General features: G+C 59.7%; 14 protein-coding genes, 1 tRNA gene and 2 pseudogenes. 5 read left to right on the plus strand and 12 right to left on the minus strand.

Annotated elements, in window-relative coordinates:
• Positions 1–160 precede the first annotated feature (160 nt).
• Positions 161–550: a hypothetical protein gene (locus AC1DQR_RS35530; protein WP_477134724.1), complete on the minus strand. Its 390-nt coding sequence runs from the start codon at positions 548–550 to the stop codon at positions 161–163.
• 144 nt (positions 551–694) lie between these two features.
• Positions 695–1,180, minus strand: coding sequence for a SixA phosphatase family protein (locus AC1DQR_RS35535; RefSeq protein ID WP_416047065.1), 486 nt, complete (start codon positions 1,178–1,180; stop codon positions 695–697).
• A gap of 397 nt (positions 1,181–1,577) precedes the next feature.
• Here AC1DQR_RS35535 and AC1DQR_RS35540 point away from each other — a divergent pair, with 397 nt between their 5' ends.
• A complete protein-coding gene (locus AC1DQR_RS35540; RefSeq protein WP_477134725.1) occupies positions 1,578–2,087 on the plus strand; it encodes a DUF1993 domain-containing protein in 510 nt (169 codons plus the stop codon).
• Between the two features lie 492 nt (positions 2,088–2,579).
• Here AC1DQR_RS35540 and AC1DQR_RS35545 read toward each other — a convergent pair.
• The 4 genes and pseudogenes from AC1DQR_RS35545 to AC1DQR_RS35560 form a co-directional block, all read right to left on the minus strand.
• A tRNA-Ile gene (locus AC1DQR_RS35545) sits at positions 2,580–2,658 on the minus strand.
• 696 nt (positions 2,659–3,354) lie between these two features.
• Entirely contained in the window at positions 3,355–3,660 is a 306-nt protein-coding gene (locus AC1DQR_RS35550) for a panthothenate synthetase (RefSeq protein ID WP_267602716.1), read from the minus strand.
• A gap of 315 nt (positions 3,661–3,975) precedes the next feature.
• Positions 3,976–4,128: pseudogene (locus tag AC1DQR_RS35555) on the minus strand (LysR family transcriptional regulator); the annotation flags it as partial.
• 55 nt (positions 4,129–4,183) lie between these two features.
• Positions 4,184–5,329, minus strand: a complete 1,146-nt coding sequence (locus AC1DQR_RS35560) for an MFS transporter (RefSeq protein ID WP_477134726.1) — start codon at positions 5,327–5,329, stop codon at positions 4,184–4,186.
• A gap of 185 nt (positions 5,330–5,514) precedes the next feature.
• Here AC1DQR_RS35560 and AC1DQR_RS35565 point away from each other — a divergent pair, with 185 nt between their 5' ends.
• From AC1DQR_RS35565 to AC1DQR_RS35575, 3 genes are all read left to right on the plus strand, one after another.
• Entirely contained in the window at positions 5,515–6,471 is a 957-nt protein-coding gene (locus AC1DQR_RS35565) for a LysR family transcriptional regulator (protein ID WP_477134727.1), read from the plus strand.
• 262 nt (positions 6,472–6,733) lie between these two features.
• Positions 6,734–7,024 carry a hypothetical protein gene (locus AC1DQR_RS35570; protein ID WP_477134728.1) on the plus strand — a complete coding sequence of 97 codons (291 nt, stop codon included), beginning with the start codon at positions 6,734–6,736 and terminating at the stop codon, positions 7,022–7,024.
• Between the two features lie 97 nt (positions 7,025–7,121).
• The gene (locus AC1DQR_RS35575; RefSeq protein ID WP_477134729.1) at positions 7,122–7,358 is read left to right on the plus strand and encodes a hypothetical protein; all 237 of its coding nucleotides are present in this window, start codon (positions 7,122–7,124) and stop codon (positions 7,356–7,358) included.
• 330 nt (positions 7,359–7,688) lie between these two features.
• Here AC1DQR_RS35575 and AC1DQR_RS35580 read toward each other — a convergent pair whose 3' ends face one another.
• Positions 7,689–7,946, minus strand: coding sequence for a hypothetical protein (locus AC1DQR_RS35580; protein WP_477134730.1), 258 nt, complete (start codon positions 7,944–7,946; stop codon positions 7,689–7,691).
• A gap of 126 nt (positions 7,947–8,072) precedes the next feature.
• On the opposite strand from AC1DQR_RS35580, the gene AC1DQR_RS35585 reads away from it, so the two are divergent.
• Positions 8,073–8,642 (plus strand): inclusion body family protein, encoded by a 570-nt coding sequence (locus tag AC1DQR_RS35585; protein WP_477134731.1) that lies wholly within the window; start codon positions 8,073–8,075, stop codon positions 8,640–8,642.
• 385 nt (positions 8,643–9,027) lie between these two features.
• On the opposite strand, the gene AC1DQR_RS35590 is transcribed toward AC1DQR_RS35585, so the two are convergent.
• The 5 genes and pseudogenes from AC1DQR_RS35590 to AC1DQR_RS35610 all read right to left on the minus strand — a co-directional run bounded on the left by AC1DQR_RS35590 (position 9,028) and on the right by AC1DQR_RS35610 (position 11,963).
• Positions 9,028–9,348, minus strand: coding sequence for a hypothetical protein (locus AC1DQR_RS35590; protein WP_416047074.1), 321 nt, complete (start codon positions 9,346–9,348; stop codon positions 9,028–9,030).
• Positions 9,349–9,432: 84 nt separating this feature from the next.
• Positions 9,433–9,726: pseudogene (locus AC1DQR_RS35595) on the minus strand (DDE-type integrase/transposase/recombinase); the annotation flags it as partial.
• Positions 9,727–10,115: 389 nt separating this feature from the next.
• Positions 10,116–10,391, minus strand: coding sequence for an aminotransferase class I/II-fold pyridoxal phosphate-dependent enzyme (locus AC1DQR_RS35600; RefSeq protein ID WP_477134732.1), 276 nt, complete (start codon positions 10,389–10,391; stop codon positions 10,116–10,118).
• Positions 10,388–11,047 carry an aminotransferase class I/II-fold pyridoxal phosphate-dependent enzyme gene (locus AC1DQR_RS35605; protein ID WP_477134733.1) on the minus strand — a complete coding sequence of 220 codons (660 nt, stop codon included), beginning with the start codon at positions 11,045–11,047 and terminating at the stop codon, positions 10,388–10,390. The genes AC1DQR_RS35600 and AC1DQR_RS35605 overlap by 4 nt, the downstream gene beginning before the upstream one ends.
• Before the next feature lie 109 nt (positions 11,048–11,156).
• Complete coding sequence (locus AC1DQR_RS35610) at positions 11,157–11,963, minus strand: MipA/OmpV family protein (protein WP_416047077.1); 807 nt, start codon at positions 11,961–11,963, stop codon at positions 11,157–11,159.
• Positions 11,964–12,039: the final 76 nt, after the last annotated feature.

Genomic DNA, 12,039 nt, shown 5'->3' on the forward strand with positions numbered 1-12,039 from the left:
GACCGTGTTGCCCATCCACCATTCCACCTATGCCCTGTACCAGGAGCCGGTCTGGAAAGTCGCCGAGCAATTCTCCGGCTCGCCTTATCGATTCAACCTCTTGAGCGAAGGGAGTGTGTTGGTTCTACATTGATCCGTGGAAACGTGGCGGAAAAGCGGGTCAGTATGCAGGGAGTGCCTCGATCTGGCGCCGGCCTTCCTCCTTGCGCGTCTGCGCGGCCGCGTGGGCCTGCCGCTCGGCTTCCAGCTCGCCTTGTAGCGCCGCACGCGCGCGCTGGGCGGCGTCGAGTTCGCCCTGCACAACTACTGTCTCCTGCTCGGCCGCCACTACCGCGGCCCACGCCTGGTCGCGCTGCGCCTCCGCCTCGCTTGCCTGCAGCCGCGCTTCGGCCCGCAACGCGGCGAGTTCRCCGGCGGCCGCCTCGTTGGCGGCCTGCCAGATCGATTGCACGGCATTGGCGGCAATCGCCCTGAGCGCGTCCGGCAGCTCGGGGTGCGCGATGGTCACGTGCATCTTGTCGCGCAGATCCTGCCAGAACTGCTCCAGCACTCGCGAGTATCGGAGAACTGCGCACGGACAGCGGCCACGCCTTTGGAGAGATTGGCCTGCAAGGCTGCGTCGACGGGCGTGTTGGTGTGGCTAGCGAGGGGCAGGTGGTCATGTTTGGGCAAGGGCTTCTCGGCGAAGTCTGCACTATTTCTTCGGTGCGTCCATCCTCACCTTCGTCGGGCCGATCTCCGCGACATCCGCCCACGCCTTTGCATCGAAGCAGAACTCCGCGATGGCGCATGTGGCCATGTCTATGATCGTGCTAGATAGTCGGTGTGCAAGGCCGGCGAACTCGGGATTGTGGCCGAAGAGCATCACGCGGCCTAGTCCGTCGTCGAGTGCGCAGATTACGGAGAGCAAGTTGTCCGGGCTGCTGGCGTAGAGGATTTCATCGATGACGATGTCCTTGCGCTTGTAGCCAATCTCGTCGGCGATGAGTTGTGCCGTGGTCAGCGCACGCAACGCCGGGCTCGACACGAGCAGATCGGGCTCCACCCCGCGATCAGCCAGGCGCTTGCCCATCTTGGATGCGTCATGACGGCCGCGATCGTCCAAGGGTCGAAGCCGATCGGGCAAGGATGGATCGTCGCGACTCGATTTGGCATGCCGCACAAGAAACAAAGTTTTCATGATCGAGCCGAGGGGTGGCCCCCTAATGATAGCGAGGATTATCAGCTCCATGCCCTTAATCTGAGTCATACCAAATCAAGTAACCTGGTCTGTGGGGCAGGGCACCACGACGGCGCACTCGCCGCGCGCCTTCAAGACGACGTTCGGGCGATCTCCGCGCCGCGCCCAGTTCGAGCAGCCATCGAATCTCCGCACGACAGACGGCCCGCCTGCGCGCGTACTAGCGCCACCGCCACATTGCTGCAGCCCGCTTCGGCGGGACCGCAGCGCAGGCGGGAACAAACCACCCTTGCCGAGCGTTCTTCCTCTCGGCAATCAGGAGGTGTGGCGAGTCGATACCAGTAGGGCCCGTCGGTTCCTGTCTATAATTGAGTCACATTCAACTAAAGGAAGTTCCATGGCCATTTCCCTGTACGCCACCTCTGTTCCGCTCTTCAAGCAAATGCTGAACAGCGTTAGCGCTATTCTGGCCAAGACGGAAGAGCATGCTGTTGCGAAGAACATCGATCCAAGCGCAATACTGCAAGCCCGCTTGTTTCCTGATATGTTGCCCTTGATCCGCCAAGTGCAGATTGCCGCCGATTTCGCCAGGGGCGTGTCTGCACGTCTTGCCGGTGTGGAAGTTCCCAAGTACGAGGACACCGAGCAGACTTTCGCGGAGTTGCAAGCGCTTATCAGCAAAACTCTGGCTTTCATCGAAGGCTTCACGTCGGCACAGATCGATGGCAACGAGGAGCGCCAAATCGTTACCCGCCCGGGCACGCCGAAGGAGAAGAAATTCACCGGCCAGTCGTACCTGCTGAGTTACGGGCTTCCCCAGTTCTACTTCCATGTCACCACCACGTACGCGATCCTGCGCCATAACGGTGTGGAAATTGGCAAGCGTGACTATATGGGTACGTACTGAGACTTCCCTCCTTTCGGGAAGAGCTGCGGTTCGCTGTAACTTTGCGTGGTTGTTGCTTTCTCAAGGCGCCGCACAAACACATCAAGCATCGCGTGCCCATCGTCGCGGAGGACCACCGCGGTCCGCGTGTGGTCGCGCTGCGCCTCCGCGCGCGTCCGGCATGCCGGGACGGTCGATGGGCACGCGCATCTTGTCGCGGAGGTTGTGCGAGAACTGCGCCAGCACCTCGGTGGGCGTGCCCATGCTGAACCAAGGTTTCGGGCTGGCGCGGGGCGAGCGGATACTAAACGTGGGTGACTTGCGAGCGTCGCCAGATTTCTTCTTGGAAGTTTGGCCCCTAGCCCGTGCGGCTGAGGGCCTTCTCTTTTGACGGTGTCTGTGTCGTGGTGCCGACCGGGCTGCCATTGTTGGAACCCGCCCGCCAGTCGGTTAGATGGAAGCCAGAACGGACAAGAGACTACAACGCAGAACGTGATAACCCCTTGATTTGAATGGTGCGCCTCCCGTGAATCGAACACGGCACCACCGGATTATGAGTCCGCTGCTCCAACCAGGCATGAACTAGAGGCCCCGATGGAGCGGGACCCTCGTCATAAGCTTGGAAGGCTTCTGCTCTACCATTGAGCTACACCCGCGTGCGGTGCGCGGCATGATAGCAGCTCCCACTATTAGCGTGGCGCGAATTAGGCGTAGCTGCTTGTCACGAAATTCCGCGCTGCACGGTGCACCTACGGCGGTTTCGCAACTCCGGCGCCGATATAAGGCCATCGCTACGGCAGTGGTCGGCTGTTGCCTCGAGAAACTACCTGGAGATCTTCTACCGTCTGCTCGAAATGAAGGCCCGCTGCACCCTATCCGCCCACCATGGGAAGTCAAATGGCATCTGTTGGATACCAATATGGTATCAGTTAGGTACCATATGGGCCGGCCCCCTGTGACCCGAAGATTAACCGGCTTGCCACGATCAATCATTGGGGGACGGCCGCATTTTGACGCTGTGGCATGGCCCTCATTCAGGAAGACTTGCCTCCGGACCTTTTTGTATCGGTGCCCATCGTCGGTGCTGTTGGTCTCTACGTACCCAACAGAATAATTTCATGATTATGAAATTAACAATCGCCCATGGGTTGCCCTTGACGTTCGCGGTAGCGGTCCCTTCCTTTCGCCAACCTCACCTGCTCATGCCGGAGCTTATGCGGAAGATAGTGGTGCACTCTCGGACGGGGCCGTCGGGAGGCCGTTCATTACCGATTTCACCGACCACTCATCACGCCCACTTCTTCCCTAGTGCCTCCAGACCAGCCTTTTGGAGGTCCTCCTGGCTCATCACAATGCGGAACTTGCAGTTGGCCTGGAAGTTGAGGAAGAAGGGCTCAGCAAAAGCGGGAACGTCAGATGGATTTTCGACGTTGATCAGGAATACCCCGCAGCGCATTCCGTCTTGCTCGGTAAAGTACGCTGCTTCCGGCTTGATCGTTTCCAGGATACGCTCAATGACCTCGCCCACCTTCCCGCCCCTGACGAGAACGTTGAAGGGCTCATGAGGAAATTCGACTGTGAGTAGCATCTTCATGATCCACCTTCTCCTTACATAGTCGCTGCCCGGTAGCCAGACTTTTGCCTCAGGCGCTCCTGCCGCTTAACGTTGTCGCTGGCAGTGGGTGGGCAAACCGACGCCGCCGCTCGCCGGCGCGCCGATACTTCAAGATAGCACCGGCCACTGAAAAAGCTAGTTGACGGCCCGTCCAAGCGCGCTGCGGACATTCTTGAACGCTTGAGCACGCGATCCTCCTTGGCAGTGGCACTGCAGGAGCGACTGCGCTGTTAGGCCGAGTGGCGTTCGGCGCTGCTTCGGCTGCTAGCCAACTCCGGCTTGATGGGGCGCTTGGGTGCGTACAAAAAGCTGCACACCAAGGTCTTCTTCCAGTTCCTTGATCGCACGGGACAAGGGCGACTGCTCGATGTGCAGCTTCTCGGCTGCGCGGGCGAAATGGAGTTCTTCGGCCACGGCCAGGAAACTGCGTAGATGTCGAAGCTCCATTAATAAACCTCAAACGCCGTCATGAATCCCACGGTCGAGCCACTAGATCAAACGTTCATCGACGCGGGCCAGACGTAAACCCATAGGTGTTCGCGCGCCAAGCGGTGAGGAAACCAATCATCAGTATCAACAGCACTACCCAAGGAAAAGATTTGGCACCTGCGGACTCAAGCAGTATCCCGCCAATAATCCCGCTGCCGGCGAACGAGAGATTGAACACGGTTACCAGCATGGATTGCGCAACGTCAGCACCGTTACCCGCTGCATCGGCCAATGCGGTTTGCAACAACGTCGGCGCACCGCTAAAGCTCAAACCCCAGATCGCCACAGCAACGCATATGACTTCAAGTGACGTGCTTCCCAAGCCGAATGTCAGTGAAACCAAGGCAAAAGCACCCAGTCCGGTCAGCACCAGAAGACGCAGCCACCGGTCAACCAGAGAACCGACAAGCCATATGCCGAACATGGCAGACATGCCAAAGATAAGCAGTACGGAGTCCACATTGCCGGCTAGCCCGACCGATGCCAGGAAGGGAGCGATATAGGTGTAGAGAATGTAATGCGGAAGAATCCAAGCCATCACGACGAACAGCACAGGTCGCACGCCAGGGGTGGCAAGGACTTGCCTCATCGGCAAACGACCGTCGGCCGTCTGGCCGGGGTAGTCGGGAACCGCCCAGAAAACCCAGCCCATTAACACCAGCGTCATTCCCGACATAATGCCAAAAACGCTGCGCCAGCCGATCATGGTTCCGAGCCAGGCGCTCAACGGTACGCCAACCGATAACGCTAAAGGGATGCCAACCATTGCCACCGCAAGCGCGCGGCCCTGCATGGACACAGGAACCATACTGCGTGCATAGGTTGCCAAGAGACTCCAGGCAAGCCCCGTGGCAAGCCCTACTGCGAAGCGCGCAACCAGTGTCAGTACATAATGCGAGGACGCCGCCGTTATCGCATTGCAAACGAGAAATACGACCAGCACCAGCAACAGGACGTGCCGCCGTTGCCATTTGCTCGTGGCTGTCGTCAACGGGATAGCGGCTATGCCTGAGCCGAGTGCACAGCTCGTCACAAGCTGCCCAGCCCAAGCCTCTGTCACATGAAATCCTTGAGCAATCTGCGGAAGCAAGCCAGCCGGCACTGTCTCGTTGGCCGTGGCAATAAAACTAGCCATCGTCAACGCCAGCAACCCTGACATGGGAAGCCGGCCTGCCGGCGCCACACACTCGATCCTCTCCGCTACCGTACCGCTACTCTTGTCCATTATGCCGTCCACCTCTCGCTGTCGCCTTTCGGTCAGGGTTGCAAGGAGGCAGTTTGGCTGGTACACATAGATTTGATAATTGGGGCAGATTTTGAATCAAATTCAAATCTAAATGAAAAATGGCGACCGATCGACTAGGTGATATGCGTTTGTTCGTAGAGGCGGCGGCACTTGGCAGCCTGTCTGCCGCGGGCCGCAAGCTGGGCTTTTCGCCAGCCGCTGCGAGTGCTCGGCTGACCAAACTGGAAGCTGCGCTCCGCACGAAGTTGCTCGATCGCAGTACAAGGCAATTGCGCTTGACCGAAGAGGGCCGGCTATATCATCGACATTGCTGCATCGCCCTGAGAGCCATTGAGGACGCCGAAGACGCGCTCCATGCGAGTCAGAATGTGGTGCGTGGAAAAGTTCGTATTTCGGCATCAGCCGATTTCGGTCGTCATCAGCTTAGTCAATGGCTGGATGACTTCATCCGTGCGCAGCCAGAATTGAAAGTCGCCCTGACGTTGACCGACTCGCTCTCGGATCTACTGCACGATGACGTAGACTTCGCGGTTCGTTTTGGAAAGCCGGATAACGATTCGCTCATTGCACGTCGGCTCGCGCCAAACTGGCGGGTGTTATGCGCGTCTCCTGAATATCTGGCTAAACACGGTACGCCACGTACCCCGGCAGACTTGGTTACACATCAGTTCGTCATCCTAGTCACGGCTGCCGGCCCACGGAACGAATTCCATTTTGCATCAGCGGGAAAGCACTGGACTCACACGGTAGCGATGGAAAATGCGTGGGAAACCAATGACGGTGCGTTGGCCCGTGCATGGGCACTGGGAGGATATGGCATTGCCCGCAAGACGATCTGGGATGCCGCTGAGGATATTCGTGCTGGCACACTCAAGGCCCTGTTACCAGATTTGATCGAAAGCGAGCCAGGAATCTATGCTGTATTCCACCAGAATCGGTACATGACTCCCCGCGTGCGGGCGTTATTGGATTTTCTGATAGACCGATTTCAGCACGCATCCGACGATATTCTGGCCGATCTCCCTTCACCATTGACGTCCGCAAAGACAGGTTGATGCAAGCGGGCACGCACTTAAGTTCTCGGACCACGTTGCCGCCGGCATCCCAGTCGAAGCCAGGATGGATATGCATGACCGGTTTAAAGGGTCAGCCACCGACCATGGCGAACCCGGGACGTAGGCAATAGCAAGGAGCCATCGTGGCGAGAAACGGCTCCGATTTGCTCGAGCTTGATAATCGCGTCGGTTGGCTGTAGCGGTTGGCGACTGTTCATGGCGGCTCTCCTCTGACTTTTGTTGAGGGTCCTGCAGCGACCTCGTGCAGCTTGCCAAAATGCATGGCATCGGCACGGCGGCCGGCCCCGGGGAAACCGCCTATGTCTTCTTCAGCAGCTCCGGCTTGCCGCCGCGCGGTCCGGACCGCAACCGCAATTGGACGCACGACATCTATGTCGCCGAATCGAACACGGCCCAGCCCAGTCTGGGCAAGCGCCGCTTGCTGGCCGCGGAAAAGGAAGCCCAGGAACCTGTGTCGGTAGCGCAGAATGCCGCGGGCCGCATCATGCTGACTTTCGAGGATGGCTTGAATACCGCCAACGGCATGAGCTAGCGCTGTCGCGTGTACAAGACGGCATTGCGGCCGCAGCAGGCAAGCTCGGTCGATGTCTGGTCCAGCGGACACTCCGGCCGCGTCGCGCCTTGCCTGCATGCTGGCAAGCGTACACGAGGACGGTATCACGGTGGCCGGCGAAATGGCGTTCGCGCCCGCGCAGGACGGCCGCCTTCTGCATCTGAAGCTGTCCGCGGATACGATCGAATTGCGCGGCAGCCAGCCATCGCCCATCCGCTGGGCTATCCAGGTCAACCTCGGGCTGGTGCGCTCGCCTACGATGTTGCACTGGGTGTCGCTGACGCCGACGGGGCGTGCGGGAGGCGGATTTTGATCTTGGCAAGGCCCGGCCGCCTTCGGCCGCCGATCTGTGCTGGTAGGCGCGCGCGCCGTTGCCGGGCAGTCTCGGCGACGGGCCACCTTTCGTGCCAGCCAGCCGGCGATGTCCTGCGCAAGGGCACGCTCGTCAGCGCCGCCCGGAACTCTTCGCATTCCCGGCGCGGCTTCCTTGAGCATTGACCTCTCCAGCGGCAGGGGCGCGGCCGGCTAGAGCGAGGTGGCCACGGGGCGGCAGAAGAGCACGGAATGCGATTTCGCCCCCCCCCCGATATAGGGGATTCGAGAAATAATCGCTCCTGCATGTAATGAAATAACGCCTCAACGCTCAATGGTTATGGCTGATATAAGCATGACGAATTTGCAATGAGGCATGCGCTGGCATACTCTCCACATCGTGGCGGAACAAAACACCGCACCCCGGTGGCCGATATTGACCGCCCGAATCCATAAAATCAGCAAAGACGGTGAATAATACCGCGCGCATCACATTGCGTGCCGCTGAACGGGCGATGGATATTTTAATAGAATCGTCCACCGTGTTATATTTTTTGAATGACGATCGTGCCAAATTTAATTCCGACATGCGGATTTATTTTTCTGAATTTTATGCTAAATGCGATTTATTGATGGGGTCACCCCCATTTATCCTGAATTTCACCGGGATTGCCGAAAACCGGAAAAAGAGTAGGCGCGATGAGAGGAGACCGTCATGGCAGAGGCAAATGCACCCGTCAAAGGCAAGACAGCCGCAGATTCAAGCCAGAGTATCACCATCAATGTGATGACAACGATGAATGTCGAAGCCATCATTGCTGCCAATGGCTCATTGAGTCAGAACCCAACGAGTCCCACACCGATCGGACATGGGAATATCTACATGGCTTCCGACGACCCCCGCGGCTGGAGCGCCGGAGGAGATCCTGGCAACATTTCACTCAACGCCCACGTCAACGACACGCTGTCATTTTACTGCAGCAGCACCTCCGGCAATTCGGACAGCGCGGCTTTTATCTACAGCCTGTCGGGGGGCGGTTCCGTTCTCAATAACCCGGTGGTTAACGTCATCACGCTTCAAGGGGCCGCCCAACCGACGTCGCCTAACGGCTATCCTTTCAAATTTGTTCCGGAGAGCTTCTCCAGGTGCGATACCCTGGTAGCCAGCAAGGGCACGGCACAGAATTTCTGGGCTTGCGCCGCGCTGTTCACCGTGGATGACGATAACGAAAACCAGGTATTGGCTGGATACGTTACCTGGGATCCGACCGTGGTTGTGGCTTGATTCTTTGACGGGTTCTTCGGCGGTTGACGCGGGGGCTGGCAATCTCATTTACCTGCCAGCCCCGTCAAACCGCCCAGGCTCGCACTCTTGACCGCTATCGGCGTGAGCGTGGCGATGGCCATGAGGGGAACTTCGCGGCAGCGCAAAAGACACCGGACTGCCGACGCTTCACGGATTGCCGACCCACGGCATCCGGCCAAGGCCGTGGGGGGCATCGGCGAGGTACACTGATCACGCCAACACTGGCACGCCCATGGGGCCGCACGCTGTGCGATGGCCGAGCCTCTGTCGCGCAACACCCCGGCGCCGCGCAATACGGCGATGGTCGCCAATCGGAATGCGGCTGCTTGAGCGCATGGGCCGGCGAACCGACGGTACAATCCGGCTAGCATTCCGTTGACACGATCTGAAGATTGCCGATGGTTCGCCTGTTGCTGCCCGCCAGGCTGGCGGAACCGCGCCGCTTCAGCGTGCCGATGAACGTGGCCCCTAGGATATGGACCGATTCGCGGTCGGCCGCGCTCACACGGGCGACGAAGTCGTCCACCGTGGTGGTGACCGCCGTGTCCACCGCGGACTGCCTTTCGGGCGCCAGCGGGACAATGGGATTCCGTGCTTGCGCCAGGGAGGAGACCTGCACGGGCTCCGACGCGGTCAGGACAAACGTATCCAGGGGCGAGGTGGTTGCGGTTTGAGTTTGGTCCACACTGATTCCTGATAGCTGTGCAGTGTTTAGTTCCAGGGCCAACCCCAACGTACTAGCCATCGGAGGCGCACTATGCGACGCCGCCTACCGGATCTCGCCTGTCGATGCCGGAAAAGTGCTCGATGCTGTGCGGGCGGTGCACAAGAGAGCGGCGGCTCTGGTGCAAATAGCAATCGTAACGGCCGCATTCCTGAAGCGTTTGAAGCCGAGCATCGCATTGACCCTGGACTTGATGTTGCGATGATCCTGCTCGATCAAGTTGTTCACGTACTTCGACGATCGCAACGTCGTTTCCTCGGGCAGCAACTCGTCCGTCTTAATTTCGCGTACCGCGCGGTGAGACGCCGCGTAGCCGTCCAGCGTGATGGGCGCTCCTTGCTCTGCCGCAGTGCGGCGTTGAGGGTAGGCCACTGCGCAGCCCGCTCTATGCGGAACTGAGCCTGGGCGCGCTGCACATTGAGCGCGGCCAGTTGCAGGTCCTGGTTGTTGTCCAGGGCGATCTGGATCAGGAGCTGGAGCCTGCTTCCAACCTAGATCGGCGACAGTCAMCTGCGGTGCGTTGACTGGTTGCGCCCCACGAGGGTAACCAGTCGCGAGCGGCACGGCTGGGCGCTCATACCGAGACGCCAACGAGCACCCGGCCAGCAGCAGGGCGAGCGCAGAGCACAGCGCGGTAACGGAGGTCATCTTGTTCATCAGGGCTTATCCACCACACCAGGGACAGGAGGACTGCACGCGTGGCCGCGCCCAGCACGACCAACTGCGAGTCAGTCCGAGGTGATGAAGGACGGTTCTTCGTTCAACGGCAAGTCCAGCTCGAGCAGTGTCTGGCGGAACTGAAGAGTGCGCCGCAGGTCGTCATCTATGATCTCGGGGTCGGCCTGCAGGCGTTCGATGATCGTGGCTGCCGCGCATGCCGTTGGCGGCTGGATGGCGGCGGTGAAGATCAAGGTGCCGCTGAGCACTTCGAGGGCGTCGATGTACTCGGCATTGGCACTGATTGCCCCACCCTCAAGGCCGATCGACTTGGGCAACGAGATCATGATGAAGTCGGCCCGGCGCTGAACTCTTCGTAGAAGGGTCGCTGCGGTTCGCCATACACCATGAATCCGTTGGCGTCGTCGATGTAGCTCAGGGCGCCGGCTTGCTCGCAGGCATCGAGGATGGGTCCAATCGGCGCCACGCTGCCGTCCGAGGAGTAGACGCTCTCGAACACGACGATCGCCTTCTTACCTTGCACCCGGCCAAGGACACGCCTAAGGTCGGCGACATCGTTATGCTTGAACGCCAGCAACTGCTCGCCGTACTTGAGGTGCGCTGCGGCCTTCCACAGGCTCCAGTGACAATCACGGTCGAAGATCAGCACCGCGTCCCGATTGTCGATCTTGCTGGTGGAGGAGAAGTTGACCTTGGCCGTCATCGCGTTGATGAAGCCCAGGTTGGCGAGCATGCCCGAGGCAAACGTGAGGGTCTTTTCCTTGCCGTGATGCCGGCTCAGGGTCCGCTCAAGCCGATGATGAGGTTCGCACACGCCCTGCGTGGCCCGGGAGCCGCCGGTCGACAAGCCATAGCGCATGACCGATGCGCAGAACGCCGCCAGGACACATTTATCCTGCTGCCAGCCCAGGTAGTTGATCCCCGAGAAGTTGACAAAGGGTTGGCCGTCCCGCGTGATGTTCGGACCAGACATACCTTGCATGATGACTGGCGAGCGCTAGAAACCTTCAGGCACCGAGGCCTGGACGAACTGCTTGAATCCCCAGCGATCTTGAACAACCTGATTTTCAGTTCTCATGTATTACCCCATTTCAGAACGTGTAGTTGATGGCGCCGAGGGCGAAGGTGTTGAACCGCTCCTGCACGATGGGACTCTTGCCGGCGTCGCCGGCGAGGTCGACGGCGTTGACACTGATCAGTGCCGACCAATGTTTGGTAAAGCGGTGCTCCCAATTCACTGAGGCGGAGTACGCGTAGAATCCACGGTCCGGCGTGTAGCGTGAGAATCCGGTGGTCGAGCTTTGCGACGGCGTGACACCGAAATAGGACTGGGCGAAGCGACCGTCGGAGAAGTGGGCGTTGACCGAGTACCAGACTTCGTTCTTCCCCTCGCTCCACAGGCCGCCTTCCAGGCCAAGGCTGTAGCGATTGCCACGATCGCGCTCGGTCAGCGCGAACTCCCCTTCAGCGCGCACCGCCAGCCAGGGCGCGAAGCTGTAGCCGACCTCCGCCGTAGTCACCAGTGCGCCCTTGACAGCCCCCATACCCCGCAGGCGGTCCGACCCTGGGCGATAGTTCGAATCACGGTCTGTACGTCCCGGGTCCCAGTTGAACGCCTGGCCGAAGAACAGGCCGGATTCGGTTTCGTAGCGGTATCCCAGGCCACGGGTGCTATCGAGGTAGAACGGGCCCTGCTTGATGAACACCATGAGCACCGGCTGGACGCGAACGTCCCTGGCGCCCAGGTATTCAGGGGCTGTTCCAACGCCCAGGCCCAGGCTGACTTCCGATTTGGGCTCCGAGCGCCGGTCGGGACCGCGTTCGGCTTGCGCTGACGCAGTACCCGTAGCGCAGATCAACAAGGCGCTGGCGTACAGCGCGATGAGACGCTTGTCCATGTGATTCACGTTGACTCCTAGTCCATGTAGTCCATGTCCGAACGACCCGTGGCGGCCGCTGTCCTTGCACTGGTCG

The sequence above is a fragment of the Cupriavidus sp. 05L411 genome (assembly GCF_056398045.1).